This is a genomic window from Actinoallomurus oryzae (assembly GCF_039541955.1).
In the GTDB taxonomy this organism is placed as follows: domain Bacteria; phylum Actinomycetota; class Actinomycetes; order Streptosporangiales; family Streptosporangiaceae; genus Actinoallomurus; species Actinoallomurus oryzae.
The window spans coordinates 64611-90493 of the sequence record NZ_BAABHF010000006.1 but is presented as its reverse complement, the minus strand read 5'-3'; the positions used below and the strand labels follow the sequence as shown (position 1 = coordinate 90493).

Annotated in this window: 19 protein-coding genes; 8 read left to right on the top strand and 11 right to left on the bottom strand. The window is 71.3% G+C overall.

Translation table 11 applies throughout. The annotated features are described in order from the left end of the window. Positions 1 to 84: 84 nt before the first annotated feature. Entirely contained in the window at positions 85 to 1098 is a 1014-nt protein-coding gene (locus tag ABEA10_RS00910) for a sigma-70 family RNA polymerase sigma factor (protein WP_345455968.1), read from the top strand. Between the two features lie 45 nt (positions 1099 to 1143). Here ABEA10_RS00910 and ABEA10_RS00905 read toward each other — a convergent pair whose 3' ends face one another. The 6 genes from ABEA10_RS00905 to ABEA10_RS00880 form a co-directional block, all read right to left on the bottom strand. Then, complete coding sequence (locus tag ABEA10_RS00905) at positions 1144 to 2781, bottom strand: glycoside hydrolase family 13 protein (RefSeq protein ID WP_345455965.1); 1638 nt, start codon at positions 2779 to 2781, stop codon at positions 1144 to 1146. An 84-nt stretch (positions 2782 to 2865) separates the two neighbouring features. Continuing rightward, positions 2866 to 3825 (bottom strand): carbohydrate ABC transporter permease, encoded by a 960-nt coding sequence (locus ABEA10_RS00900; RefSeq protein WP_345455962.1) that lies wholly within the window; start codon positions 3823 to 3825, stop codon positions 2866 to 2868. Positions 3826 to 3839: 14 nt separating this feature from the next. Next, positions 3840 to 4775 carry a carbohydrate ABC transporter permease gene (locus tag ABEA10_RS00895; protein ID WP_329240102.1) on the bottom strand — a complete coding sequence of 312 codons (936 nt, stop codon included), beginning with the start codon at positions 4773 to 4775 and terminating at the stop codon, positions 3840 to 3842. A 125-nt stretch (positions 4776 to 4900) separates the two neighbouring features. After that, positions 4901 to 6283 carry an ABC transporter substrate-binding protein gene (locus ABEA10_RS00890; protein ID WP_345455956.1) on the bottom strand — a complete coding sequence of 461 codons (1383 nt, stop codon included), beginning with the start codon at positions 6281 to 6283 and terminating at the stop codon, positions 4901 to 4903. Between the two features lie 552 nt (positions 6284 to 6835). After that, a complete protein-coding gene (locus ABEA10_RS00885; RefSeq protein WP_345455953.1) occupies positions 6836 to 7897 on the bottom strand; it encodes a LacI family DNA-binding transcriptional regulator in 1062 nt (353 codons plus the stop codon). 147 nt (positions 7898 to 8044) lie between these two features. After that, entirely contained in the window at positions 8045 to 10342 is a 2298-nt protein-coding gene (locus ABEA10_RS00880) for a discoidin domain-containing protein (RefSeq protein ID WP_345455949.1), read from the bottom strand. A 324-nt stretch (positions 10343 to 10666) separates the two neighbouring features. Between ABEA10_RS00880 and ABEA10_RS00875 the strand changes: the two genes are divergently transcribed. Further along, a complete protein-coding gene (locus ABEA10_RS00875; RefSeq protein ID WP_345455946.1) occupies positions 10667 to 12244 on the top strand; it encodes an alkaline phosphatase D family protein in 1578 nt (525 codons plus the stop codon). A 43-nt stretch (positions 12245 to 12287) separates the two neighbouring features. Here ABEA10_RS00875 and ABEA10_RS00870 read toward each other — a convergent pair whose 3' ends face one another. Next, positions 12288 to 12896, bottom strand: coding sequence for a TetR/AcrR family transcriptional regulator (locus ABEA10_RS00870; RefSeq protein ID WP_345455943.1), 609 nt, complete (start codon positions 12894 to 12896; stop codon positions 12288 to 12290). A 92-nt stretch (positions 12897 to 12988) separates the two neighbouring features. Between ABEA10_RS00870 and ABEA10_RS00865 the strand changes: the two genes are divergently transcribed. Next, on the top strand, positions 12989 to 13738 hold the full coding sequence (locus ABEA10_RS00865; protein ID WP_345455940.1) for an SDR family NAD(P)-dependent oxidoreductase: 750 nt from the start codon (positions 12989 to 12991) through the stop codon (positions 13736 to 13738). 57 nt (positions 13739 to 13795) lie between these two features. On the opposite strand, the gene ABEA10_RS00860 is transcribed toward ABEA10_RS00865, so the two are convergent. The 3 genes from ABEA10_RS00860 to ABEA10_RS00850 form a co-directional block, all read right to left on the bottom strand. After that, positions 13796 to 15160: an FG-GAP repeat protein gene (locus ABEA10_RS00860; protein WP_345455937.1), complete on the bottom strand. Its 1365-nt coding sequence runs from the start codon at positions 15158 to 15160 to the stop codon at positions 13796 to 13798. Between the two features lie 80 nt (positions 15161 to 15240). Beyond that, a complete protein-coding gene (locus tag ABEA10_RS00855) occupies positions 15241 to 16335 on the bottom strand; it encodes a L,D-transpeptidase (protein ID WP_345455934.1) in 1095 nt (364 codons plus the stop codon). Between the two features lie 328 nt (positions 16336 to 16663). Then, the gene (locus tag ABEA10_RS00850; RefSeq protein ID WP_345455932.1) at positions 16664 to 17428 is read right to left on the bottom strand and encodes an iron-containing redox enzyme family protein; all 765 of its coding nucleotides are present in this window, start codon (positions 17426 to 17428) and stop codon (positions 16664 to 16666) included. Positions 17429 to 17554: 126 nt separating this feature from the next. On the opposite strand from ABEA10_RS00850, the gene ABEA10_RS00845 reads away from it, so the two are divergent. Continuing rightward, the gene (locus ABEA10_RS00845) at positions 17555 to 18889 is read left to right on the top strand and encodes an FAD-dependent oxidoreductase (RefSeq protein ID WP_345455929.1); all 1335 of its coding nucleotides are present in this window, start codon (positions 17555 to 17557) and stop codon (positions 18887 to 18889) included. 24 nt (positions 18890 to 18913) lie between these two features. Here the strand turns inward: ABEA10_RS00845 and ABEA10_RS00840 are convergent, their stop codons facing one another. After that, positions 18914 to 20623, bottom strand: a complete 1710-nt coding sequence (locus ABEA10_RS00840; RefSeq protein ID WP_345455926.1) for a coiled-coil domain-containing protein — start codon at positions 20621 to 20623, stop codon at positions 18914 to 18916. Positions 20624 to 21114: 491 nt separating this feature from the next. On the opposite strand from ABEA10_RS00840, the gene ABEA10_RS00835 reads away from it, so the two are divergent. From ABEA10_RS00835 to ABEA10_RS00820, 4 genes are all read left to right on the top strand, one after another. Continuing rightward, positions 21115 to 21471 carry a four-helix bundle copper-binding protein gene (locus ABEA10_RS00835; RefSeq protein WP_345455924.1) on the top strand — a complete coding sequence of 119 codons (357 nt, stop codon included), beginning with the start codon at positions 21115 to 21117 and terminating at the stop codon, positions 21469 to 21471. A gap of 230 nt (positions 21472 to 21701) precedes the next feature. After that, a complete protein-coding gene (locus ABEA10_RS00830) occupies positions 21702 to 22154 on the top strand; it encodes a MarR family winged helix-turn-helix transcriptional regulator (protein ID WP_345455921.1) in 453 nt (150 codons plus the stop codon). Further along, on the top strand, positions 22151 to 23983 hold the full coding sequence (locus tag ABEA10_RS00825) for an ABC transporter ATP-binding protein (RefSeq protein ID WP_345455918.1): 1833 nt from the start codon (positions 22151 to 22153) through the stop codon (positions 23981 to 23983). Before ABEA10_RS00830 ends, ABEA10_RS00825 begins: the two co-directional genes overlap by 4 nt. Beyond that, positions 23980 to 25827 (top strand): ABC transporter ATP-binding protein, encoded by a 1848-nt coding sequence (locus ABEA10_RS00820; protein WP_345455915.1) that lies wholly within the window; start codon positions 23980 to 23982, stop codon positions 25825 to 25827. Before ABEA10_RS00825 ends, ABEA10_RS00820 begins: the two co-directional genes overlap by 4 nt. The last annotated feature ends 56 nt before the right edge of the window (positions 25828 to 25883 follow it).

Here is a 25883-nt window from a genome sequence, read left to right as displayed (position 1 = left end):
GACGGGGAGACTGGGCGGTGACCACTTTCGTACGCGGCCGGTGTCAGTACAGATATGGACCACTGGACGGGGAGAGGTGCCGGGATGCGGGGCACGCTGGAGCGGGCGCGGGCGGGCGACGGGGAGGCGTTCGGTGAGCTCACCGAGCCGTACCGGCGTGAGCTGCAGGTGCACTGCTATCGCATGCTCGGCTCGGTGCAGGACGCCGAGGACGTGCTCCAGGAGACCCTCTTGGCGGCCTGGCGCGGGCTGGACGGGTTCGAGGGGCGTTCGTCGCTGCGCTCCTGGCTGTACCGCATCGCGACGAACCGCTGTCTGAACGCCCTGCGCGACGGTGCGCGCCGGCCCCGCGAGCGACCGGCGTACGTTCCGGAGGTGCCGCTGCCCGAGCCCACGCATCACGGCGATCCGAGCTGGCTGGAGCCCTATCCCGACGTCCTGCTCGACGAGTTGCCGGAGGGTTCGCTCGGGCCGGAGGCCCGCTATGAGACCAAGGAGTCGGTCTCTCTGGCGTTTCTCGTCGCCCTCCAGCGGTTGCCGCCCCGGCAGCGGGCGGTCCTGGTGCTGCGGGACGTGCTCGGCTTCCGCGCCGCCGAGGTCGCCCGCATGCTCGACAGCGGCGAGAACTCGGTCAACAGCGCGCTGAAGCGGGCCCGCGCGACGCTCGCCGCTCGCCTGCCCGGCCCGGGCCGCGACGACGCGCCGCTGCCGCACTCCCCGCGCGAGCGGAGGATCATCGACGACTTCTCCCGCGCGTTCGAACGCGGTGACGTCGACGCGGTCCTCGCCCTGCTCACCGACGACGTGCGGCTGACCATGCCGCCACTGCCGATGGAGTACGAGGGTCTCGCGGCCATGCGACACTTCCTGTCGACGGTGGCGATGCGCCAGGGCCGCCGGTACCGGCTGATCCCCACGCACGCCAACGGCCAGCCCGCGTTCGGCGGCTACGTGATCGATCCGGGGACGCCGATCGCGCACGCTCACGGCCTGCTCGTGCTCACGCTGTCGGGCGACCGGATCCGCGGGCTGACCCGGTTCGTCGACAACGGCCTGCTGCCGTCCTTCGGCCTGCCCCGCACCCTGCGGTCGTGGTGAACGCGCCTGCCGGGCGACAGTCCCGGCAGGCGCGTGAGGGCGGTGTCAGAGCAGCCAGACCGCGGTGTCCGCGGGGAGCAGGTCGCCGTCGACCTCACCGCTGGCGAGGCGGATCCGCTGGTGTTCCGGCAGGCGTACGGGCTCCCGGCCCAGGTTGACCACGCAGGTCAGGCCGGAGTCACGGGTGAAGGCGAGCACCTCCTCGCCCAGCGGAAGCCACGTCAGCGTGCCGTCGCCGAGGCTCTCGCGGCGGATCCGCAGCGCCGTCCGGTAGAGGTTGAGCATCGAGGAGGGGTCCGCCTCCTGCGCCTCGACCGTCAGCGGTCCCCAGTCCGCGGGCTGCGGCAGCCAGGGCTCGCCGCCGTAGCCGTACGGCGGAGCGTCGCCGGACCAGGGCAGCGGCACGCGGCAGCCGTCGCGGCCGCGGTCGGTGTGGCCCGAGCGGGCCCAGATGGGGTCCTGCAACAGCGCGTCGGGGATGTCCTCGACCTCGGGCAGGCCCAGCTCCTCGCCCTGGTAGACGTAGACGCCGCCGGGCAGCGCCATGGCCAGCAGGGCCGCCGCGCGCGCCCGCCGCACGCCGAGCTCTCGGTCGGAGGTCATGCCGTGCTTGCGGTCGCCGTGGTCGAAGGAGGTGTCCGGCCGGCCGTACCGGGTGACGGGCCGGGTCACGTCGTGGTTGGACAGCACCCAGGTGGGCGGCGCGCCGATCGGCATGTGCGTGGCGAGCGTGTCGTCGATCACCCGGCGCAGCGCGGCCGGGTCCCACGGGCACGACAGGAAGTCGAAGTTGAAGGCCGTGTGCAGTTCGTCCGGGCGCAGGTAGCGGGCGAACCGCTCCTGGTCCGGCAGCCAGACCTCGCCGATCAGGAACCGGCCGGGGTAGGTGTCGGATACCCGCCGCCACTCGCGGTAGATCTCGTGCACGCCGTCCCGGTCGGTGTAGGGGTCCAGGCCGTCCGGCTCCGCGTCGGGGTCCTTGATGAGGACGGCCGCGGAGTCGATGCGCACGCCGTCCACGCCCCGGTCGAGCCAGAACCGGAGCACGTCGAGGAACTCCTCCCGTACGGCCGGGCTGTTCCAGTTGAAGTCGGGCTGTTCCGGGGCGAACAGGTGGAGGTACCACTCGCCGTCCGGCACCTGCGTCCAGGCGGGGCCGCCGAAGATGGACTGCCAGTCGTTGGGCGGGCCGCCTTTCGCGTTGTCGGTCGCGCTCACCTCCTCACTCGCTCCGCGGACGGCTCGTTCCTCACCGGCCGCTCCACTCGCTCGTCGGCTCGCCGCTCGGCCGGGCCGGAACCAGAACCGTTCCCGCGCCGGTGAGCCGGGGCCGGCCGCGAGCGCCTCCTGGAACCACGCGCTCTGGTCCGAGGAGTGGTTCGGCACGACGTCGATAATGATCTTGATGTCGCGCTCGTGCGCCTCCTGGATCAGTTTCTCGGCCTCGGCGAGCGTGCCGAAGATGGGCTCGATGCTGCGGTAGTCCGCGACGTCGTACCCGCCGTCGGACATCGGTGAGGGGTACCACGGGTTGAGCCAGATGGCGTCGATGCCGAGCTTGGACAGGTAGTCCAGGCGGCCGCGCAGCCCGGCGAGGTCGCCGAGCCCGTCGCCGTTGCCGTCGGCGAAGCTCCGCAGGTAGACCTGGTAGATCGCGGCTCCCCGCCACCACGCTTCTTGCATGCTGCGCTACTCCTTTGAGACGAACGTGTTCGTGGTTCGATCCGTGGTTCGGCCGAGGGACGCACACCGGCCCGCCAGGGCGGATCAGCCCTTGAGGCCGCCGGCCGTGAGGCCGGCCATGATGTTGCGCTGGAAGACGAAGAAGACGACGACCGCGGGAATGCTCGCGATCACCAGCGCGGCGATGAGGACGTTCTGCGGCATCTCCTGGGAGAGCTGGGAGATCGCGACGCTGACCGGCATCCGGTTGGTGTCGGGCATCACCAGCAGCGGCCAGACGAAGTCCTTCCACACGTTGACCACGGCGAAGATCGACACGACGCCGAGGATCGGCCGGGAGACCGGCAGGATGATCGACCACAGCATGCGCGGAGCGGAGGCCCCGTCGATCGCCGCGGCCTCGAGCAGCTCCGATGGGATGGAGTCGAAGAACCGTTTGAGCAGGAAGATGTTGAACCCGTTGGCGGCGGCCGGCAGCCAGATCGCCCACGGTGTGTTGAGCAGGTTGAGGTGCAGGATCGGCAGGTCGCGTACGGTCAGGTACGCGGGCAGCAGCAGCACGGTCGGCGGGATCATCAGCGTCAGCAGCATTCCGCCGAGCACGACGTTCCCGAAGATCGGCCGCAGCTTGGACAGCGCGAACGCCGCGCACACGTCCACGGCGATCTGGATCAGCCAGGCGCCCAGGGCGTAGATGAAGGTGTTGAGCAGGTAGCGGCCCAGGTCCATCTGTTGCCAGGCCTTCTTGTACACCTCCGGGTGCGGGTGCTCGGGAAAGACGCTCGGCGGCATCCGGACGAGCTCGCCGGAGGACTTCATCGCCCCGGTGACCATCCAGTACAGCGGGAAGACGAAGACCATCGTGAACACGACGACGGTGAGGGTGAGCACGGTCCAGTAGATCACCCGCCCACGGCGTGTCCGCAGGCTGTGCGGCGAGACGAGCGTTCGCGGGCCCGCCTCCCTCCGCCGCGGCGGACGTGCCCGCCGTACGGCGGGGCGAGCGTGCGTCGTACGAACCGGGCGGTCCAGGACGTTCGACATCGAGGCTCCCAACCTCAGACCCGGGCGGGCCGGCTGCCCCGGTCATCGCGGGAGAGCCGGAGGTAGACGGCGGAGAAGACGATGAGGACGAGCATCAGCATGAGGCCGAGTGCCCCGCCGCTGCCGTAGTTGTTGAAGTTGAAGGCGTACTGGTACATGAGGTAGACGACGCTCACGGTCGCGTTGTCCGGGCCGCCGCCGGTGAGCAGGAACGGTTCGATGAACACCTGCATCGTCGCGATGATCTGCAGCAACAGCATGACCAGGAGGATCAGCTTGGTCTGCGGGATCGTGATGTGCCGGATCCGGCGCAGCAGCCCGGCGCCGTCGAGTTCCGCCGCCTCGTACAGCTCGGCCGGCACGGTCTGCAGCGCGGCGAGGTAGATCAGCGTGCCGCTGCCCATGTTCGTCCAGGTCGCGACGATGACCAGCGAGATCAGCGCGGTCTTGCTCGAGTCGAGCCAGGCGAGCGTGGGCAGGTGGGCGAACCGCAGGATCTCGTTGAACAGGCCGGGCCCCGGGTTGTAGAACCACTTGAACAGCAGCACCGACACGGCCGGCGGCAGCATGACCGGCAGGTACACCACGAACCGCAGGTAGCCGCGCGCGTGCCGCAGCTCGTTCAGCAGCAGGGCGGTCACGAACGGCACGACGTACCCGCACAGGAGCGCGAGCAGCGTGAAGACGGCGGTGTTCTTCCACGCGGCGCTGAACGACGGGTCCTGGAAGACGCGATGGAAGTTCTTCAGGCCGACCCACTTGGTCTCGCCGATGAAGTTGGTCTTCTGGAAGCTGAGGATGACCTCGCGCACGATCGGATACCAGGAGAACAGCGCGAAGCACACGAGAGCGGCGCACAGGAACCCGTACGCGGTCAGGTTGCGCCGTACGCCACGTCCGCGGCGGGCTCTCGGGCCCCACCGCCTGCCTCTCGACAGCGAGATGTCCATGTGTCTCCGTTTCTCCCGCTCGTACGGGCCGGTCCGTCGTGGTCAGGGCCTGGGTGCGGGGGGCCGGTCCGCACGGTGACCGGTCCCCCGCGGCTCCGCGGTGACTCTCTGGAGGACTGACCGGGTCAGTCGGCGTTGGCGAGGATGCCGTTGACCTTGGTCTCCGCTTTGGAGAGCAGGCTGTTGATATCGGCGTTCCGGTTCGTCAGCACCGACGAGACGACGCCGTCCAGCACCGCGTAGATCTGCTGGGCCTGCGGTGGTTCGAGGCGGTACTTCACCTTCGGGTCGCCGTCGGCGAAGGCCTTGTAGTTCTGCACCGGCAGGTTGGCGTTCTGGGTGCGGACCTGCAGCTCCTCGGCCGCGGGTGGGCCGGTGAAGATGTTGGGCTGCGGCAGGCCGACCGGCTGTTTGTCGATCGCCTTCTGGGCCCAGTCGAACTGGCCCTTGCCGGGCGTGAGGTTCTCGAACTCCAGCCAGAGGATGCCGGCCTTGATCTGGTCCGGGGTGTCCTTGCGGTTGAACATGTAGCCGTCGCCGCCGATCAGGGTGCCCTGGGCCCCGGGCATCGGCGCCAGCCCGTAGTCCTCGAACTTGCCCTGGAACTGGTCCTTGATGGTGGGGATGTTGTCCGGCGCGGACAGGTACATGCCGAGCTTGCCGGAGGCCATCATCGGCTGGACGTCGGAGATCTGCAGGAGCTGCTTGCTGCCCATGCTGTTGTCGGTCCAGCGCATCTGCTGGAGGTTCTGCAGCACCGCGCGGCCCTGCGGGCTGTTGAACGCCGCCTTCTTGCCGTCCGGCGTCACGATGTCACCGCCCTGGGAGTACATCTCCGCGGTGAAGTGCCAGCCGCCCTGGTTGTTGGCGCTGTAGTCGGCGTAGCCGACGATGCCGTTGCCGAGGGCCGCGATCTTCTTGGCGTCCGCGCGTACCTCGTCCCAGGTGGTGGGCGGCTGGTCGGGGTTGAGCCCGGCCTGCTGGAAGAGCTTGCGGTTGTAGAGCAGGCCCATCGAGTAGTTCGTCTTGGGCAGCCCCCAGAGCCGGCCGCCGCCCTTGAAGACGTTGAGCAGCTGCGGCTGCAGGTACTTGTAGTTCTTGACGCCGGAGACGTAGTTGGTGATGTCGGCCGCCTGGCCGTTCTCGATGATGTTCTTGGCGTCGGTGAGGTAGACGTAGTAGACGTTCTCCATCTGGCCGCCGGCCAGCTTGGCGGTGAACGTCTTGGGATCCTCGCAGGGGAACGCGTCCTTGCTGACGATCGTGATGTTCGGATGCAGCTTCTCGAACGCGGCGACGTCGTTGTTCCACTCCTGGCGCAGCGCCTTGGAGCTCTTCGGCGGCTGACAGCCGACGGTGATCGACACCTTGGTGTTCGGGTCGAGCGGTCCGGCGTTGGCGGCGGATCGGCCCTTGTCGTCGTTGCTGCTGCTACTGGCGCACGCGGCGACGCCGGCCAGCGTGGTCACTCCGGCCACCACGACCGCGAGACGACGTGCTCTCTTCAATGGACTTCCCTCCTGGAGTGGCATCCCCGAAGACCGACGAATCGCGCTTCGTGCGCCTCGGTTGCCAGGAAGATACAGAGATGAGCAGTAGCGAGCAAGTCTCAGTCATATGACTGCAAAAAACTAACAGCGTGCTCGCCGTGGTTACCCGGCAGCATTCGACGATGAGGAGATAAGTCCCGCCACCAGCGCATATCGCAGTGGCGCGCGTCACACCCCGACACGCGATCACTAGAGACGGAGACCATGGCGCGATCGCCGTGTGACCGGATCGTGACAACAAAAAGTCGAGATGATACGTGGAATCGTCTGATCGTTACAGGATCCGCAGGCCGTATCCGGCCAGAGCGCTTCGAGTGATGGGGCAGAGGCCCTTGTCCGGTTCCTGCCGGCCGCCGGGCCCGTGGAGGAGTGCCGGGGGCGGGCAGTCTGCCGGTTGTCCACAACCGCCCCGAATGCTGTCTTAGGCCACGCCGCAGGCTGGACAATAGAAGTGGGATCGGCCCCCTGGGCGGGTGGGCCTCGCCCGCGTGGGCCTCGCCCGCGATCCGGTCAGGCGGTGGTGGCCCGAGCGGAGGCGGTGGTGGCGCGGGCGGGGGCGGTGGAGCCGCGGACGACGAGTTCCGGCTCGTACAGGAGCTCCTCCGCCGTGAAGGCGGTGCGGTCGATCTGGTTCACGAGCATCTGCACCGCGGCGCGGCCCATGGACTCGATCGGCTGGCGGACCGTGGTCAGGGGCGGGTGGGTGCAGTTGATGAACGCCGAGTCGTCGAACCCCACCACCGACACGTCGTCCGGCACCGACAGGCCGGCGCGGCGGACGGCGCGGATGGCGCCCAGGGCCTGGGGGTCGCTCGCGCAGATGATCGCGGTGAAGCCGTTCGCGATCAGGCGGCGGGTGACCGCCTGGCCGCCCTCCAGCGAGAACAGCGCGTGCTCCACGGCCGTGTCGGGCAGGTCGAGGCCGGCCGCCTCGGCCGCGGCGGTGAACGCGGCCAGCTTGCGCCTCGACGGCATGTGGTCCTCCGGGCCGAGCACCAGGCCGATGCGCTCGTGGCCGAGCGAGAGCAGGTGCCCGAACGCCTGGTCCACCGCGACCATGTCGTCGGTCGAGACGCGCGGGAAGGTCAGCTCCTCGACGGCGGCGTTGACGAGCACGACCGGCAGCCGCAGTTCGTACAGCCGGTGGTAGTGCTCGTGCGGGGAGTTCGCCTCGGCGTAGTGGCCGCCCGCGAAGACCACGCCCGACACCTGCTGGTCGATCAGCATCTCGATGTAGTCGGCCTCGGACAGCCCGCCGGCGGTGCGGGTGCACAGGACGGGGGTGAAGCCCTGCTGGGCGAGCGCTCCCCCGATCACCTCGGCCAGCGCCGGGAAGATCGGGTTGCCGAGCTCGGGCAGGACGAGGCCGACGAGCCGGGCGCGTTCGCCGCGGAGCTGGGTCGGCCGTTCGTACCCGAGGACGTCGAGGGCGGTGAGCACCGCCGCGCGCGTCGCGTCGGAGACGCCGGGTTTGCCGTTGAGGACGCGGCTGACCGTCGCCTCGCTGACGCCGACCTTCTTGGCCACCTCGGCGAGCCGGCGCGTCTTCGTTTCCCCGGGTGCACGTGTCACGCCGCAAGCATACGGCCAATGAACGCAAGCCGCTTGCACGAACGAGCCCCGCGAGCGCAAGGCTCTCGTCCCCCGTGAAAACCTTGCGCTCGCGGGTGCCGGACGTCCGAGGGGAGGATGCGTCCAGTCCTCCCCCCGGACGCGTCTTCAGGAGGCGTACACCTCGAACTCGGACAGCTGCCCCGCGGGCCAGCCGGTGTTGGCGGTGATCTCCACGCGCACGTACCGCGTCTTGGTGGCCGGGAAGGAGACCGTGGCGGTGTTACCGCTGGACGGGTCGAACGTGACGCCGCGCGACCCGGCGAGCGTCGTGTACGAGGAGCCGTCCGTCGAGCCGAGGATCGACAGCGTCTGCGTACGCGTCGCCCAGGCCGAGGAGGGCGGCAGTTTCAGCACGACCCGGCCGACGTCGGTCGAGGCGCACAGGTCGACCGTGATCCGCTGGGGGAAGGTGTTGTTCGCGCTCTCCCAGTAGCTGTTGGCGTCGCCGTCGACCGCGTTCGTCTCCACGTAGTTCTGCGTGTGGCTGCTCGCCGTGACCGCCTTGCCGCGTGCCAGGTTGCCGCTGCCCGGCTGGCAGGTGGGCGGCGGGTCGGTCGGCGGCGGGGTGCTGCCGCCGCCGCCCGGGTAGATGTAGTTCGGGTCGGGCCACTGGCCCGTGCAGACGGTCGAGCTCAGGCTCCAGCCGGAGTTGCCGCTGCCGTACGTCGGGGCGAACGAGCCGCCGACGCAGTTGTGGATGTCGACGCCCGCGCCGATGTAGGACGCCTTGACGTTCGTGAACGTCGCGGTCGCTCCCGCCTGTGCCTGGATCATGTACGTCCCGGTGCCGGCGACGTTCACGTTGTCGAAGTTGACGGTGTGCGTCGCGCCGCCCTCGATGAACTGGATCGCCTCGTACGAGCTGTCGATGATGTCGGAGTCGGTGACGTTGATCGTGGCGTTGATCGCCTCGTTCAGCCCGTCGAACCACAGGGCGCCGACGCCGAAGTGCCAGTTGTAGTCGGAGTTGCCGGCCCGCAGGAGGGCGTTGCGCGCCACGGTGATCGTGCCCGCCACCGCGGTGCCGCTGCCGGAGTTGACCCCCGGGTAGCGGTTGGCGACGTGGATGCCGCCGCCGTTGGTGACGGTGTCGGAGACGACGTTGTCGGAGATGGTGAAGTCCCGTCCGCCGTACGTCACGATGTTGTTGGCCAGCACGGGCGCGACCACCGTGTTGTGCGTGAACGCGTCGTTCACGTTCGGCTTGTTCTCGGGCCAGCTCGCCAGGCCGTCGTCGCCGGTGTTCCGTACGAAGGTGTTGGTGACGGTCGAGTCGGTCACGCCGATGTGGAAGTTGACCCCGTCGGCGGTCTGGTCGAGGATCCGGCTGTTCTTGATCGTGAAGTGGTCCATCGGCCCGTCCATCCAGGCCCCGACCTTGGTGTGCTGGATCCACAGGTCATCGACGGTGGAGTTGCTCATCGCGCCGCCGATGCCGTTGACCTGGTCGGCGTCGACCCGCTCGGTGATCTCGCCGATGATGGCGAAGTCCTTCAAGGTGACGTTCTGGCTGGGGCCGCCGTCGGCGACGTACTTGCCGTAGATGCCGGCGGCGCGGCTGCGGTTGTTCGGGTCGCGGCCGGTGAGCACGCTGTACCACGGACCGGCGCCGGCGAGCGTGACCCCGTCGACGATCACGTGGCCGTACAGGGTGTAGGTGCCCTGCGGGATGTAGACGACCTTGTTCTGCGCCTTGCCCGCGTCCACGGCGGCCTGGAAGGCGGCGGTGGAGTCGGTGGAGCTGTTCCTGGCGGCGCCGAAGGAGTCCACCGAGAGCGACCCGGCGGGCTGCGCGATCGGCGCGGGCACCGCCTCGAAGTCGGCCAGGTCCACCGTCACCGCGGCGGTCGTGCCGCCGGAGGTCTGGATCCGCACCTTGGTGCCGGCGGCGAGCGTCGAGCCGAACATCGTCCGGGTCTCGTCGTAGAAGTGGTGCGGGTTCCCGTCCCCGGGGTTGTTGCTGAACGGGTAGCCGCCGTAGTACCAGGAGTACTTCGAGGTCAGGGACAGGTCCTTGAGCTTGGTGCCGTTCACGACGAGGTCGACGGGAGTGGTGATCCCGGCGCCGTTCGCACCGTCGGGCACGCTGTAGCGCACCGACATCGCGTTGGCCGCCTTCGGGAGGGTGAACTCCACGTACTTGCCGGACCCGCTGAGGGTGACCGCGCGGCGGCCGGACGCCTCCGAGGGCAGGTGGGTGTAGACGCGGTCGGAGCCGATGACCGTGCCGTTGGTGGCCGCGTTCTCGGCCTCCACCTCGGTGAACGGCACGGTCGCGCCGCGCCCGGGGAAGGACCACGGCGTCTCGGCCGTGGTCGCGGCGGACGCGCTCGGCGCGGACAGGGCGGGGACCACGAGCACGCCGCCGGCGAGACCGAGGGCGGAGGTCACGGCCAGCGCCATCGCCGTGAGTCTCGGGCGGGCCACGGGACGGCGTGGGGTGGGGGGATGACCTGACGTCACCATCGCTTAACCCTTCTGGCGAAGAGCCGGAGTCATCCAGGGACGCGCTGACGACGAACCCCGGCGGGGGGATGGGGTCGGCCGCCGCACGGGGCGGCGTTGGGCTGAGCACACAGTAGGACGGCAGATGTTTTCGCGCAATAACCAGACGTAATATTGCAAAAATCTTTCTAACAATCGCTGTCATGAGGCGTCCACACGAAGTTGTCCGCCCCGTCAGGGGCCCGTTCCGTGACCGGCAGAAACGGCGTCTGAACTGGTGACGTGCAGCTATCGCGACGGAACCTGCTGATCGGGGCCGCGGGAATGGCCGTGGCCCCCCGGATCCCCCGCCGTCACGGCGATCCGTTCACGCTGGGCGTCGCCTCGGGCGACCCCGTCCCGGACGGCGTGGTCCTGTGGACGCGCCTCGCCCCGCGTCCTCTCGCCGAGGACGGGCACGGCGGCATGCCGGCCCGCGACACCGAGGTGGAGTGGCAGCTCGCCGAGGACGAGCGCTTCACCCGCGTCGTACGGTCGGGCACGGTCACCGCCCGGCGCTCGTGGGCGCACAGCGTCCACGTCGAACCGGCCGGCCTCCAGCCGGGACGCGAGTACTTCTACCGCTTCCGCACCGCCGGGTACCTCTCCCCCACCGGACGGACCCGTACGGCCCCGGCGCCGGGGACCGCCCCGGACCTGACGTTCGCGACCGTGTCGTGCTCCAACTACGAGCAGGGCTACTTCACCGGCTACCGCAGGCTGGCCGAGCAGCAGCCGGGCCTGGTCGTGCATTTGGGCGACTACATCTACGAGTACGCGCCGGGCGGGTACAAGGCCGCCTCGGGAAAGATCGTCCGGTCGCACACCGAGGGCCACTGCCAGACGCTGACCGACTACCGGCGGCGGCACGCGCAGTACAAGACCGACGCCGACCTGCGGGCCCTGCACGCCCTCGCGCCGTGGATCGCGGTCAATGACGACCACGAGGTCGAGAACAACTGGGCGGGCTCCCACCCGGGCACCTCGGACCGGCCCGGGTTCGCCGAGCGCAGGCGGGCCGGGTACCGGGCGTACTACGAGCACATGCCGCTGCGCCGCGCCGCGATGCCGCGCGGGTCGCGCATCCGGCTCTACCGGCGGCTGGGGTGGGGGTCCCTGGCGACCTTCCACGTGCTGGACACCCGGCAGTACCGCGACGGCCAGCCGTGCGACGACGGCATCCGGCTCAACTGCGACGAGCGCCTCGCGACGGGCCGCGTCCTGGCCGGGCCGGACCAACGGCGCTGGCTCGCCGAGGGCCTGCGCTCCTCGACCGCCCGCTGGAACCTGCTGGCCCAGCAGATCTTCATGGCGCAGCACGACTACCACCTCGGGCCCGGCAAGGAGGTGCTGGTCGACACGTGGGACGGATACGCCGCCGAACGCGACCGGGTGCTCGGCGACGTCGTCGCCTCGGGCGCCCGCAACCCGGTCGTGCTCACCGGCGACATCCACGCCCACTACGCGAGCGACCTGCTGACGGACTTCGACGACCCGGACTCGCGACGCGCCGGCGTCGAGCTGGTCACCACCTCGATCACCAGCGACGGCGACGGCTATGACGACCCGGCGGGACGCGCGGTGGAGCTGGCGGAGAACCCGCACATCGCCTACGCCGACCAGCGGCGCGGCTACGTCGTGTGCCGGCTGTCGGCGGGGCGGATGCAGGCCGACTTCCACACGCTGCCGTACGTGTCGAGGCGGAACGCGCCGAGCACGGTCGCGGCCGGCTTCACGGTCGAGGACGGCGCCCACCGCCTCACCCGGTCCGCCACCGTGCCGCGCGGGCAGCAGGCCGCCGCCGTCGCGGCCCCTCGCTGAGAGAAGCGGCGTCCTGCTCCCGCCGGAAGATGCCCCTGGGCCGTCAGGAAGGCGGCCAGTTCCGCAGGGCCATGTCGGCCACCTTCTGCAGATCGTCACGCGTGGCACCGCCGGCGGCCTGGACGGCGATACCGTTCGCCACGGTCATGACGTAGCGCGCGAGCAGTCCGGCATCGGTGCCGGGAGGCAGGTCGCCTTCGTCGACGGCTCGCTGGAACCGGTCGCGGAGAAGGGACGTGGCCTCCTCGCGCCAGGTGATGAGGGCGTCGCGGGCGCCGCGTCCCGGCTCGCCGGCGGCGAGGGAGCCCTGGACGCCCAGGCACCCGGCAGGGCAGCCGGGATGCGTGGTGGCACGGACGGAGCCGTTCAGGAACGCGGTGGCCACCTGCCGGGCGGTCGGCTCCCGCACGGCCCGGGCCCCGTATGAGGCGGGGCCTTCCGTGTAACGCTCCAGGGCCTTGCGGAACAGGTCCTCTTTGTTGCCGAAGGCCGCGTACATGCTGGTGCGGGTGATGCCCATGGCCTTGGTCAAGTCGGTGAGGCTGGCGCCTTCGTAGCCCTGTTCCCAGAAGACCCGCATGGCGCGTTCGAGCGCCTCGCCGGCGTCGAAACCTCTGGGTCGGCCGATTTGCGCCTTCTGCCGCGTCTCCATGCCGTCGATCATATCCCTTCCGTACCGTTCGGTACAGATGTGCTACGGTCTTTTAGTGCCGATCGGTACGGAAGTTCATGGAGGTCAGACGCATGGGACAGCTCGAAGGCAAGACCGCCGTCATCACCGGCGGCAGCACCGGGATCGGCCTGGCGACCGCCATCCGGCTGGCGGCGGAGGGCGCGCACGTGTTCATCACCGGCCGGCGCAAGGCCGCACTGGATGCGGCCGTGGAGACCATCGGCACGGCGGGCGCCACCGCGGTGGTGGGTGACATCTCCGACCTGACCGACCTGGATCGCCTGTACGACGCGGTCCGGGCCCGGGGCCGGGGCCTGGACGTGGTCTTCGCGAACGCGGCGAGCGCCTCGTTCGCGACACTGGAGCAGATCACCGAGCAGCACTTCGACCAGACCTTCGGTGTCAACGTGCGCGGCACGCTGTTCACCGTGCAGAAGGCGCTGCCCCTGCTCAACGACGGCGCCTCGGTGATCCTGAACTCCTCGGTCCGTGCCGGTGACGGTGTCGCGGCGTTCGGCACGTATGCGGCCTCCAAGGCGGCGATCCGGTCCTTCGCCCGGACCTGGGCCAACGAGCTCAAGGGCCGGAACGTCCGGGTCAACGCGATCTCCCCGGGCACCATCGACACTCCTGGACTCGACGCCGTCGTCAGTACGGAGGACACACCTGTCACCAAGTCGGATTTCGCGGCGGGCGTCCCTCTCGGCCGGATCGGGCACCCGGATGAGGTCGCCAGCGTGGTGGCCTTCCTCGCTTCCGGGCAGAGCAGCTTCATCCTCGGAGCCAACCTGTACGTCGACGGCGGCGAGACCCAGCTCTGACCCGCGGGCGGCACACCGCGGAGGACCAGAGACGGCAGCGCCGCACCGCCGGGCCGGTCACACCACGGCGTAGCCGAGGAGCTCCCCGTCCGAGCCGCTCTGGACCGGCGTGCGGGTCCGGCCGTGCACGCGGTAGACCGTGCCGCCGAAGCCACCGGCGCCCGGGGCGCCGACGTACAGGTCACGGCCGCGGGCCGCCAGCGTCCAGCCGAACTGCGACGTACGGCCCGCCGGTGAGGTGATCAGGGGGCCGCGCGACAGGCCGCGGCCGCGGTGGCCGGTCAGCACCTGGACGGCGGCCCGGCCGGTCGCGCTCGCCACCAGGTCGTCCGTGCCGTCGCCGTTCAGGTCGGCGGCGGCGAGCGTGGTGCCGAAGCGGTCGTAGCCACCCGCCCTGCGCAGCGTCCACAGGTCGTCCCGGCCGGAGGCGTGCAGGACGTGGACCGCCCCGGCGGCGTAGTTCTCCGGGATCCTGGTCTGGTCCTCGCCGGGCGCGCCGACCGCGAGCTCGTCGACGCCGTCGTGGTCGGCGTCCACCGCGGCGACGGCCGTGCCGAACCTGTCGTACCGCTCGGGGACCCCGCGTACGCCGGCGCTGTCCTGGGTGATCCGCCGGGACCGGTGCGCGGCCGGGTCGAGGACGGTGACCGCGCCCGAGGCCTCGTCGCCGTCGCCGGGCGCGCCCACGGCCAGCTCGCGGTCGTGGCCGCCGTCGAAGTCGCCGATCGCCAGCGCCGAGCCGAAACCGTCCGTCTCGCTCGTCCTCTGGCCGACCCACGAGGTGTGCTGGGTGATCAGGCGCGCGGTTCGCAGGCCGCGTGTGTAGACGGCGACGCCACCGCCGCCGGAGAGCCCGGGCGCGCCCACGACCAGGTCGTCGCGCCCGTCGCCGTCCAGGTCGCCGGCCTCCAGCGCGGTGCCGAACCGGTCGCCGCGCGGCGTACGGCGCAGGTCGCGCACGCCGAGGACGCGGCCGGGGCGGAGTCCTCGCGGCGAGCCGTAGTACAGGGACACCACGCCGGTACCGTCGGCGCCCGGGCGCGGCGGATCCTGGTCGGGGACGCCGACGGCGAGGTCGTCACAGTGGTCGCCGTTGAAGTCGCCGGTGACGAGGGTCGCCCCGAACCCGGCATCGCGCCCGGGGGCCGGCATGGACAGCCAGCCGACGTGACCGCCGTAGCTCACGGCGACGGCCCCGGCGCGGACCCGCCCGGCCACCGTGGCGTACGGCGCGCCGATCGCGTGGTCGCTCCGGCCGTCGCCGTCGAAGTCCGCGGCGGCGTGGCCGTGGCAGGGCCGTTCCGGAGTGAACGCGGTGCTTGTGACGCGCCTCGGCCCGTCGGCGGGACGGCCGAGCGGGCCGGCGGCGGACAGAGAGGTCAACAGGATCACCACGGCGCCGGCGCGTGCAGCGGTCTTCACAGAGACCAGGCTGCACGCGCCGGAAGAAGCCCGTCTTCACGGACGGTGTCCGTCAGCTGACTTCTCGGTCGACAACTCCGTCAGTGATGATGTAGGGCACTGCCCTTCAGCCACTTGGCCCAGGACATCTGGTAGTAGGACCAGCCGTTGTCCGGCTCCACCTGACGGTCGGTGCCGGTGATGTCGACCGGGTCGCCGGGCTGGGACTGCTTGTAGTACCAGATGGCGTCGGCGGCGGGCTGGCGGATGCACCCGTGGCTGCAGTTGCTGACGCCGAGGCAGCCCTCGTCGCCGGGCGTCTGGTGGAGGTACTCACCGGCGCTGGAGACGCGGACCGCGTAGTGGATCAGCTCGCTGTAGTAGCCCGGGTCACCGGGGCCGCGGCCGGGCGAGGTCATGGTGACGTCCTCGTCCTTCTCCATGTTCATGTGGATGCCGCTCGTCGTCGTGTACTCCGTGGAGCCGCCCATGCCCGCGCTGATCGGCACCCGCCGTACGACCTTGCCGTCGTGCTCGACGCGCATGTGGTGGTTGGCGATGTCGAGGTAGGAGATGTGCGAGCCGCCGATCCGGTAGGTGCGGACCAGGTCCTTGCCGCCGTACAGGTCCTTGCCGCCCTTCACCCCGCCGAGGTGGGCGATCAGCTTGACCGTCTGGTAGGCGGGCCAGTAGCTCTTCGCCCGGTAGACGACCTGTTTGTCGTCGAACCAGTGCCACGAGCCGAGGACCGGCTTCTCGGCGATCACCTGGAGCGATCGTTCGACCGCGGCGCGGTCGTGCACGGGCTTGTCGAAGTTGAGGATGATGGGCAGGCCCACCCCGTACGTGTCGCCCCGGCGGCTCTCCAGGACCTCGTCCTGGGAGGCGGTGAACGTGTTGCCGGTGACCTTCTCGGTGGCGAAGCTGCTCTGCGCCGTGGACACCAGGCCGTTGGCGTTCTCCGCGCTGGCCCGTACGTTGACCGTGCTGCCCGGCTGGAGCGTCCACCGGGACTGCCACCGCGTGTGGTCCCGGTTGTACTCACCGGAGATCCTTCTGCCGCCGCTGTCCAGGACGACGTCGGCGAGGCGTCCGCCCGTCGCGCGGACGACGACCGGGGCGTCGGGCCGTACGCCGGCGGTGCCGCTGGCGGGAGTGATCACCACCCGCGCCGCCGCGGCCTCCCCTTTCTTCACGGCACTCTGACCCGCGGAACTACCACCGCCGCCGCAACCCGCACTGGTGATGATCGCGGCGCCGGTGGTCGTGGAGATGAACCATTTCAGACCACTGGCAGTGACATGCATTCGCAACCCTTCCTGCGGCTTGGACCGTTAGGCGCAAAGCGTGATCGACCATGAGATACCCACGCTGAGCAGCAGAGATGCCACCGAAGGGAGCGTTATGAAAGGCCGCGAGCAAGAGCACTCGCGACATATCGCCGCAGGCCAGTCCGGACTATTCTGTTATCCGGCGTGAACCGGATCAAAGTCCGTTCGATTTGATGGAGAATTCACCGTCACATTACCCAACCGCGTGGAAACCCGCGTCGAAGCCACGCCGGAAGAGTTCGAGCGAACGCCGGGTGACCGCCTCGACCTTCTCCCGGTCGGCCTCGTCCCGCACGGTGATCTTTATCAGCTCGAACGCCTCGCGCGGGTGCGCGTCGTCGTACTCGGCGTGCTCGACGAGCCACCGCAGCGCGTGCGGGTCGTCGGCGTACCGCTTGCGGAAGGCCGGCAGGACCCGTTGCGTCCACTCCCCCGTCGTGCCCTCGATCGCGTAGTTCACCGCGCCGAAGGCCTCGGCGAGCGAGCCTCGGTAGCAGACCGACCAGAGGTACTCGTAGAGCGCGCCGACCTCGGGGCCGGGACGGTGGGAGACGAGCTCGTCGAAGCCGATGCCGTGGGCGGCGGCCCAGTCGGCGTACCACTGGGCGTGCAGGGCCTCGGTCCGGATGTTGCCGATCAGCCAGTCGCGCGCGAGGTGGTCGCCGGGCGTCTGGCCGAATGTGGTCTTGGCCAGGTACACGCCCATGTACTTCGGGAAGGCCTCGACGACGCAGAAGAAGTCGAGCAGGATCCGCCGCCAGGCCGCCTCGGGGAACTCCCCGTCCGCCGTCGCGGTGAACAGCGGCGACTCCAGCACCGCCGACCACTCCGGCCTGAGCGCGTCGACCATGGCCAGCGCCCATTCCGGGTGGGACGTTTCGGTCAGCTCCCGCTTGACCATCCGGTGGTGCTGCGTACGGGACGGCGGCCTCGTCGCATGATCGCTGCTGGTGGTCATGGCATGACTCCTCGCTCCGGGCCTTTCAGTATCCGCGCCCTATACAGAGCGTCAATATGCCGGTTTCATAGAACGGACTCGCAGTATGGAGCTTTTGTCCGCCCCCGCCCGTCCGGGAGGCCGCACATGAACCGTGACCACGCCGTCGTCATCGGCGGCAGCCTCACCGGGCTCCTCGCAGCCCGCGTCCTCTCCGGCCATTTCGACCGCGTCACCCTGGTCGAGCGCGACCGTTACCCGGCCGGGGCGGCGTTCCGGCCGGGCGTCCCCCAGTCGCGTCACCTGCATGTGCTGTGGACCCGGGGGCTGTTCCTGCTGGAGGAGTTGTTCCCCGGGCTGGAGAAGACGCTCCTGACCGCGGGCGCCGTGGAGATCGGGGTGCCCGCAGATGTCTTATGGCTGACCGCGGCCGGCTGGCGCACGCGGTTCGAGGTGACGCGGCTGCTGACGTTCAGCCGTCCGCTGCTGGACTGGGCCGTACGGTCGCGGCTCACCGGCGACGTGCCCTCCCTGGACGTGCTGGAGGGGCACGAGGTGGTGGATCTGGTGCCCCGGGGCCGCGACGTCGCCGGGGTGGTGCTGCGGTCGGGCGAGACCGTGGCGGCCGACCTCGTCCTCGACGCCACCGGGCGGGGATCGCGGGCGCCCGCGTGGCTGGAGTCTCTCGGCTACCCCGCGCCGCCCGAGACGCTGGTGGACCCGCTGCTGGGGTACGCGAGCCGCTTCTATGCCATCCCGGACGGCTTCGACCCGGGCTGGAAGGCGCTCTACCTGCAGGCGGACCCGCCGGAGACGCGGCGGACGGGAGGACTGTTCCCGCAGGAGGGTGGCCGGTGGATCTGCAGCCTGTCCGGCGCGGGCGGCGACTACGGCCCGACGGGCGAGGAGGAGTTCCTGGACTTCGCCAAGGGCCTGCGCGATCCGGTGCTGTACGAGGCGATCCGCGACGCGGAGCCGCTCAGCCCGATCCGCGGCTTCCGCCGTACGGCCAACCACCGGCGCCACTACGAGCGGCTGCCCGCCTGGCCGCGCGGCTTCGTGGTCATGGGCGACGCGGCGTGCGCGTTCAACCCGATCTACGGGCAGGGCATGAGCGTGGCGGCGATCTCCGCCGTCGCCCTGGACCGCTGCCTGCGCGAGGACCGTGACGACCTCGAACGCCGCTTCCAGAAGAGAGCGAGCCGCAGCGCGGCGGGCGCCTGGCTGGTGGCCACCGGCGAGGACCTGCGGTACCGGGAGACCGAGGCCGCCCCGACCGGGCTGAGCACGCGGCTGATCAACGCGTACGTGGACCGGGTGGTGGCGGCGGCGAACGTGGACCGCCGCGTGTGCGCGAGCCTGCTGGACGTGCTGGCCCTGACATCCGCGCCCGCGTCGCTGTTCTCTCCGGGCGTCCTGGCCAGGGTCACGGCCAACACCGTACGTCCCACCGCACCGCCCACCGGCCCGCCCGCGCGATGAGCCGGCGTGCGGCCGGTGCGGGGGTCAGGGGGCCTGCTCCTCCGGCGGGAGGAACCGATGGCGGCGGAAGGACTCCGGTGGGCCGGTCACGCCGCCCAGGTCGTGGCCCGGGGGCAGGTCCTGGCCGGGCTCCGGCGGCAGGGCCTGGCCGGGGCCCGGGGCGGGCGGCGGCGCGGCGAACTGGCCCGGCGGCGTGGAGTACTGGCCGGACGCCGAGGCGGGGTACGCGCCCGGCGGCTGCGTGGCGTCGGCCGGTGCGGACGGCAGGCCCGACGGCGGGGCGGAGGGCGGAACCGACGGCGGGGCGGAGGGCGGGGCCGGCGGTGGGGCGCCGAACTCCGCAGGGCGCGCGTGACGGGAGCGGGACGGACCGCTGTTGACGAGCCGCTCCAGCTCGCTGCGGGCCTCGTCCGCCTCGGCGCGGGCGGCGTCGCGTTCGGCGATCATCGTGGCCAGGGCGCCGCGGAGCTGGTCGACCATCTGGGAGTGCTCGCGGGACTTGAGCTGCTGCTCGACGAGCCGGGACTGGTGCTGTTCGAGCTCGCCGCGGCACTCCTCCAGCTCGGCGGCGATCCGCTCCCCCTCGGCCAGGCTCGCCTTCGCGGCCTCCAGCTCCTGGCGGCACGACGTGAGGTCGGCGGCCAGCGAGTCGCGCTCGGCGACGATCTCGTCGCGTTCGAGGCTCATCTCCTCCGCGTGCGAGCGGGCCTCCAGCGCCTGACGGTCGGCCTCGGCGCAGGCCTGTTCGGCGGCGGCGCGGCCCTTCTGCGCGATCTCGGCGGTGGTGCGCATCTTGTCCAGCTCGGACTCGGCCGTACGCAGCCGGGTGCGCGTCTCCTCCAGCGCCATCGACCGTTTCCGCGCCTCCTCGGCGCCGGCCAGCTCCTCCCGCTGGCGGGCGAGCTCCTCCCGTGCCAGGTCCAGGGCGGAGGTGAGCTCGGCGACCCGCCGCGCGAGCTGGTCGCGCTCGTCGCTCATCGCGGCGATCGCGGTGTTGGCGGCCTCGGCGGTGCGGGTCGCCTCGTTGCTCATCTCGCGGGCGGTGTCGCGTTCGGCGCACGCGGACTCCAGCCGGGCGGTCAGCTCGGCCACCCGCGCCTCGGCTCGCCGTACCTCGTCGTGTGCGGCGCCGAGCTGGGCGAGCCCCTGCTCGGCCTCCAGCCGCGCCGCCTCACGCTCGCGGTGGGCCTCGGCCAGGGCGGTCGCGGCCTCGGCCCGTGCCTCGGCCAGCCGTCGCTCCACGCCCGCCACGCTGAGGCCGCCCGTCAGCGAGATGGCCAGCAGCTCCGCGACGTCCTCCAGCCGCTCCACCATGTCCCACGTGCGCGCCACCTGGCCGGCGAGCCCCGGAGCGTCCTGGTCGCGCCGCCGCCGCTCGGCCGCGGCGTTCGCGCAGGCGCCTCCGTTGTCCGGGCAGTACCGCACCGCCGGAGACGAGTCGCCGGGCTGCGGGATCGGCCGCCCGCAGTAGGCGCACGGGCGCGTGATCCCCTCCTGCCCGGCCTCCTGCGGGCCTGCCTCGTACGGGTCGTCCTGCGGGTTGTCGTCCTGCGGGCCGTCGTCGTGCGGGGCCTCGCCGTCCGGATCGCCGTCGGTCCCGGCGGGCGGCTCGGCGGGCGTCTCCCGTGGCGGGCGCGCCTCGTCCCGGTCCGGTGCCCGGCTCTCGTCCTCGTCAGAGGGCGCGGCGGAGCCGGATGCGGGAACGTTCTCGTCCGTCGGGCCGGACACGGTCATCCCCCCTCGGTATCGGGATGATCTGGACTGTCAGCCCAAAGACCGTATCTGGTTCCTGACACGGTCGGAGCGCACAACGTAAGGATTTCGGGTCGGATCAGGCGCCGAGTATCAAGGGGCCCGGCGACGGGACGTCCGCCGGGCCCCTCGCTCCCCCCAGAGATCCGGATCCCGCGGCCCCCGGCGTGGCAAGCGGAGGATGGTGATCAGGGGACGAATCCCCAGAAAAGACCCGCGCGATCCGTACGTTCCGTACGTTCCGAGACAACAGCACAATCCGCCTCAAAGGAAGGGCCGGGACCTTTACGCAAATTAACCACCTCCGTGGAAGGGCGGCCGTAACCAGGTGACGCGCGACCGCAAAATAATGGGCGCCCCTTATAAAAGCGACGACTGACGGCAACTCGGACGCGCGGCCCGGGGAATATGGCCACATGAGGGTCATAAGTCCGGCCACGCGAAGTAGGCGAGGCCCCATCCGAGGAGGAACCGTGAACTACGGCGGAAAGATCAGCGGGGAGATGCAGAAGTCCATCGACGCCTGCATCGAGAGCTACAGCTGTTGCGAGCAGGCGATCGCACACTGCCTGAAGCAGGGCGGCCAGTACGTCGACATGATGATGATGGGCCCACTGATGGACTGCGTCGACGTCGCCCGCGCGTGCGCTGACATGCTCATGCGTCAGTCGCCCCAGGCCCTGGAGATGTCGGCCACGTGCGCCCGCGTGGCGGACATGTGCGCCGAGGCGTGCACGACGATGAACAGCGACCCGGTGATGAAGCGCTGCGCCGGGATCTGCCGGACCTGCGCCGAGGCGTGCCGCAGCCTGGCCGGCGTACGGGCCTGAGAACGGTCAGGCCCCCGTCCGGTCGTCCGGTTCGCCGGGCGGGGGCCGAAACGCCCCCGGCGGAGGCCGCCCCCACCCGGAACCACCTGCCGCGCCGAGTGCGGCATCCCCTGAGTGCGGCTGGAGACCTGCTCCCCTGCACGTATGTACGCAACTGCGTAACGATCTCAGGATGATCGCGGGTAAATTCGGTTGAACTCCTTCGTCATGGCTTACTAATCTCCTTGGCCGTGGAGGACTTCCCGGAGCTGCCCGAGGCGGCCGTCGCGGCGTCCATCGGCGCCTCGAACCTCGCGCAGCGGATGCGCGCCGAGCGGCCGCGTGACGGCACGACCCTGTCGATGATCAGCGCGCTGACCCACCTCGATCGCGAGGGCCCGATGACGGCCGGCCGTCTCGCCGCCCTCCAGCGGGCCAAGCCGCAGACCCTGACCCGGACGCTCGCCCGCCTGGAGGAACGCGGGTGGATCACGCGCGGCCCCTCCGGCACGGACCGGCGCCGAGTCCTGCTCCACCTCACCGAACGAGGTGCCGCGCGGCTCGGCGAGGACGTACGGTGCCGCACCGCCTGGCTGGCGCGCGCGATGGAGCGTCTGTCGCCCACCGAGCGGGAGGTCCTGCGGATCGCCGGGACGCTCATGTCCGAGCTGGCGACCTGGGACGACGTCGAGGACACCCCGTGAGATCCTCGGCGCGCGCACGGGTCCTGCGCGACTTCGCCTCCGCCGCGCCCGGCCTGTTCGCCGCCGCCCTGGTGTTCATGGTCGTGGAGGCCCTGCTGCCCAACGTCGTCCTCGTCGCGATGGGCCGCACCGTCGGCGGCATCCCGGCCGCGGTCGAGGACGGGCTCGGCTCGCCCGCCGGGCACCGGATGCTCGTGGACCTCGGCGCCGCGGGCGGCCTGTACGCCGTCTCCCTGCTGCGCGGCCCGGTGGAGGACGCCCTGAGCACGGTGGCCCAGGCGCGGATGAGCGTCGTGACGCGACGGCGCCTGATCGAGGCCGTGTCCGCCCCGGCCGGGATCGACCACCTCGAGGACCCGGCCGTCCTGGACCGGCTGTCCTCGGCCCAGGGCGAGCTGATGAGCCAGGAGCCCGCGGGCGCCGCGATGGCGCTGATCGGCCGCACCGGTGACCGGCTGTCGGGCGTGCTGGCGTGCGCGGTGCTCGCCGCGTTCCACTGGTGGCTGGGGCTCGGCGTCCTGGCGATGTGGCTGGTGCTGAACCGGCCGCTGCGGGCGCTCGTACGGTCGCGGGTCGGCACGTACCGGCGGGCGACGGAGACGCTGCGGCGCAGCTGGTACTTCGCCGGGCTGGCCCGGCGTCCCCAGGCGGCCAAGGAGATCCGGGTGTTCGGGCTCGGCGACTGGCTGGTCGGCCGCCACCGCGCCCTGTACGACGAGGCCATGCGGCCCTCGTGGGCGGAGCTCCGCCGGATCAACCGGCGGATCGCGCTGCTCAGCGCGCTGGTACTGGGCGTGTACGCGGTGAGCGCCGCGCTGCTGGGCCGGGCGGCGTACCACCACACCATCACGCTGGGCGCGCTCGTCGTGATGCTGACGATGCTCCCCGCGAGCATGCAGGCCGGCAGCGTCAACGCGGCCGACTTCGCCCTGGAGGGCATGCTCGCCTCGGTGCCGGACCTCGACGCGCTCACGAGCGACCTGACCGCCGCCGGCCCCGATGAGGACGCCGCCGGTCCCGGGAAGGACACCGCCGCCGTCCCGGTCGCGGGACTGCCGCGCGAGGACGTGGTGTTCGCGTCCGTCGCGTTCCGCTATCCCGGCACCGATCAGGACGTGCTGACCGGCCTCGACCTGGTCCTGGCGGCGGGCACGTCCACCGCGATCGTCGGGGTGAACGGCGCGGGCAAGACCACCCTGGTCACGCTGCTGGCCCGGCTGCGCGACCCGACCGCGGGACGGATCCTCATCGACGGCGTACCGCTGAGCGCCCTGCCGGCGCGCGAGTGGCAGCGGCAGGTCGCCGTGGTCTACCAGGACTTCACCCGCTTCCCGCTGACGGCGCGCGAGAACGTCGCCCTCGACCTGCTCGGTGGGCCGGTCGACGCCGAGGCGCTGGCACGCGTCGCACGCCGGGCCGGCGCGGCCGACCTCGTCGACGGGCTGCCCGGCGGCTGGGACACGGTGCTGTCCGCGCAGTACGAGGGCGGCCAGGACCTGTCCGGCGGTCAGTGGCAGCGGCTCGCACTCGCCCGCGCGCTGTACGCGGTGGAACGCGGCGCGCGGATCCTCGTCCTGGACGAACCCACCGCGCAGCTCGACGTCCGGGCCGAGGCGCGTTTCTACGACCGGTTCCTCGACATCACCAAGGGGGTCACGAGCGTGGTGATCTCACACCGCTTCTCGACCGTACGGCGGGCCGACCGGATCGCGGTTCTCGACGGAGGCCGCGTCACCGAGAACGGGACCCACGACGAACTGCTGCGGGCCGACGGGACGTACGCGGAGATGTTCCGCCTCCAGGTCGCCCGCTTCGGAGAAGGCCGATGAACGTGGCCGAACCGCGGCGGGCCGGCCGAACGTACGCGATGTTCCGGCTTCAGGCCGTGCGGCCCTCCGGCACGGTGCTGCGCGTCCTCGTGGGTCCCGCGTGGCGGGCGGCGCCGGGGATGCTCGCGTGGGCGTTCGCCGCGACCACCGTGGCCGCGGTCGCGTCGGCGACGTTCCCGCTCGGATTCCATCTCATGGTCGACGGTGCCCTCGCCCACGACCGGGCACGGGTCGTCGCCGGGGTCTGCCTGGTCGCGGCGCTGTTCACCGTGGCGTGGACGCTGACGACGATGAGCGCCGCGCGCAACTCCGCGCTCACCGACCGGGTCAGCTCCTACCTCATGGCGCGCATCTCGATCCTGGTCAACGCCGTGCCCGGCGTCGAACACCTCGAACGCCCCGACCTGCTGAGCGAGATCGACCAGCTCCGCGACGGCCGCCGTACGCTCGCGGGCGCCGCGCGGCAGCTCCTCGGCGGATGGCAGGTGGTCATCCGCAGCGCCGCGATCATCGTGCTGCTCGCGACCGTGTACCCGCCCGTGATGGTCGTGCCGCTCGTCGGACTGGCGCCGATGCTCGCCGACCGGCGGGCGAGCCGCGTACAGCAGGCCTCCGGTGACGCGCTCGCCGACGACCGGCGTCTCGCGGACCAGCTGTTCGCCCTGGCCACGACCGCCGGCACCGCCAAGGAGCTGCGCACGTACGGCGTCACCGGCTCTCTCGCGGCCCGGCACTCGGCGATCGCCGAACGGGTGCGCGCCGGCTCGGTCCGCGCCGCGCTGCGCGCCGCGGCCTGGGAGGGGCTGGGGTGGGTCTGTTACGCCGCCGGGTTCGTCCTGGTGATCATCGTGCTGGTGCTGCGGGCGGTCCACGGGCACACCTCACCGGGGCAGGTGGTCATGGCGGTGAGCCTGATGCGCCGCGCGCAGGCGCAGGTCTCGAGCGCCACCGACACGGCGGGCTCGCTGGCCTCCGCCGTGCGTACCGCCCGGCGGCTGCTGTGGCTGGAGCGCTACGCGGCCACGGCGCGCTCCGCGGCGGACGGGGCGGTGCCGGCGACGCTGCGCACCGGCATCCGGCTGGAGTCGGTGACCTTCGCCTACCCGGGCCGGGACGAACCGGTGCTGCGCGACGTCGACCTCACCCTGCCGGCCGGCGCGACCGTCGCCGTCGTCGGCGAGAACGGCGCGGGCAAGACGACGCTGGTCAAGCTGCTGACGCGCATGTACGTGCCGTCCGAGGGCCGGATCCTGGTCGACGGCGAGGACCTGGCCGCGATGCCGGCCGACCGGTGGCGCGAGCGGACGACCGCGGTCTTCCAGGACTTCCTGCGCCCGAGCCTGACCGCACGCGAGGTCGTGGGCGCCGGCGACCTGCCACGCGCCGGCGACGACGCGGCGGTCGGCACCGCGGTGGACCGCGGCGGGGCACGCCGGGTCGTGCAGCGCCTGCCGGAGGGCCTGGCGACGCCGCTGGGCCGGTGGTTCACGGGCGGCCACGAGCTGTCCGGCGGGCAGTGGCAGCGGCTGGCGCTCGCCCGCGGCCTGATGCGTCCGGCGCCGCTGCTGACCGTCCTCGACGAGCCGACGGCGAGCCTGGACGCCGTCGCCGAGGCGCGGCTGTTCGCCCGGTTCGCGGAGGTGTCCCGTGCCGGGCGCGAGGCGGGCGGTGTGACGCTGCTGATCTCCCACCGCTTCTCCACCGTGCGGATGGCCGACCTGATCGTCGTCCTGGACCAGGGCCGCGTCGCCGAGGTGGGCGACCACGACGCGCTCCTTCGCTCCGGCGGCACGTACGCCCAGCTCTTCACGCTCCAGGCCCGCGCGTACCTCGACCCGCCGTGATCTCGTTCGGTCCGCCGACGGCGAAGCGCGTGGCAGGCCGGACGGGGGCGTGACAG

What these genes read in the sequence shown, in the direction of transcription:
- ABEA10_RS00910 (WP_345455968.1), top strand. Translation starts at nt 85, where the DNA reads ATGCGGGGCACGCTGGAGCGGGCGCGGGCGGGCGACGGGGAGGCGTTC.
- ABEA10_RS00905 (WP_345455965.1), bottom strand. Translation starts at nt 2,781, where the DNA reads ATGCAAGAAGCGTGGTGGCGGGGAGCCGCGATCTACCAGGTCTACCTG.
- ABEA10_RS00900 (WP_345455962.1), bottom strand. Translation starts at nt 3,825, where the DNA reads ATGTCGAACGTCCTGGACCGCCCGGTTCGTACGACGCACGCTCGCCCC.
- ABEA10_RS00895 (WP_329240102.1), bottom strand. Translation starts at nt 4,775, where the DNA reads ATGGACATCTCGCTGTCGAGAGGCAGGCGGTGGGGCCCGAGAGCCCGC.
- ABEA10_RS00880 (WP_345455949.1), bottom strand. Translation starts at nt 10,342, where the DNA reads ATGGCGCTGGCCGTGACCTCCGCCCTCGGTCTCGCCGGCGGCGTGCTC.
- ABEA10_RS00870 (WP_345455943.1), bottom strand. Translation starts at nt 12,896, where the DNA reads ATGGAGACGCGGCAGAAGGCGCAAATCGGCCGACCCAGAGGTTTCGAC.
- ABEA10_RS00865 (WP_345455940.1), top strand. Translation starts at nt 12,989, where the DNA reads ATGGGACAGCTCGAAGGCAAGACCGCCGTCATCACCGGCGGCAGCACC.
- ABEA10_RS00850 (WP_345455932.1), bottom strand. Translation starts at nt 17,428, where the DNA reads ATGACCACCAGCAGCGATCATGCGACGAGGCCGCCGTCCCGTACGCAG.
- ABEA10_RS00845 (WP_345455929.1), top strand. Translation starts at nt 17,555, where the DNA reads ATGAACCGTGACCACGCCGTCGTCATCGGCGGCAGCCTCACCGGGCTC.
- ABEA10_RS00840 (WP_345455926.1), bottom strand. Translation starts at nt 20,623, where the DNA reads ATGACCGTGTCCGGCCCGACGGACGAGAACGTTCCCGCATCCGGCTCC.
- ABEA10_RS00820 (WP_345455915.1), top strand. Translation starts at nt 23,980, where the DNA reads ATGAACGTGGCCGAACCGCGGCGGGCCGGCCGAACGTACGCGATGTTC.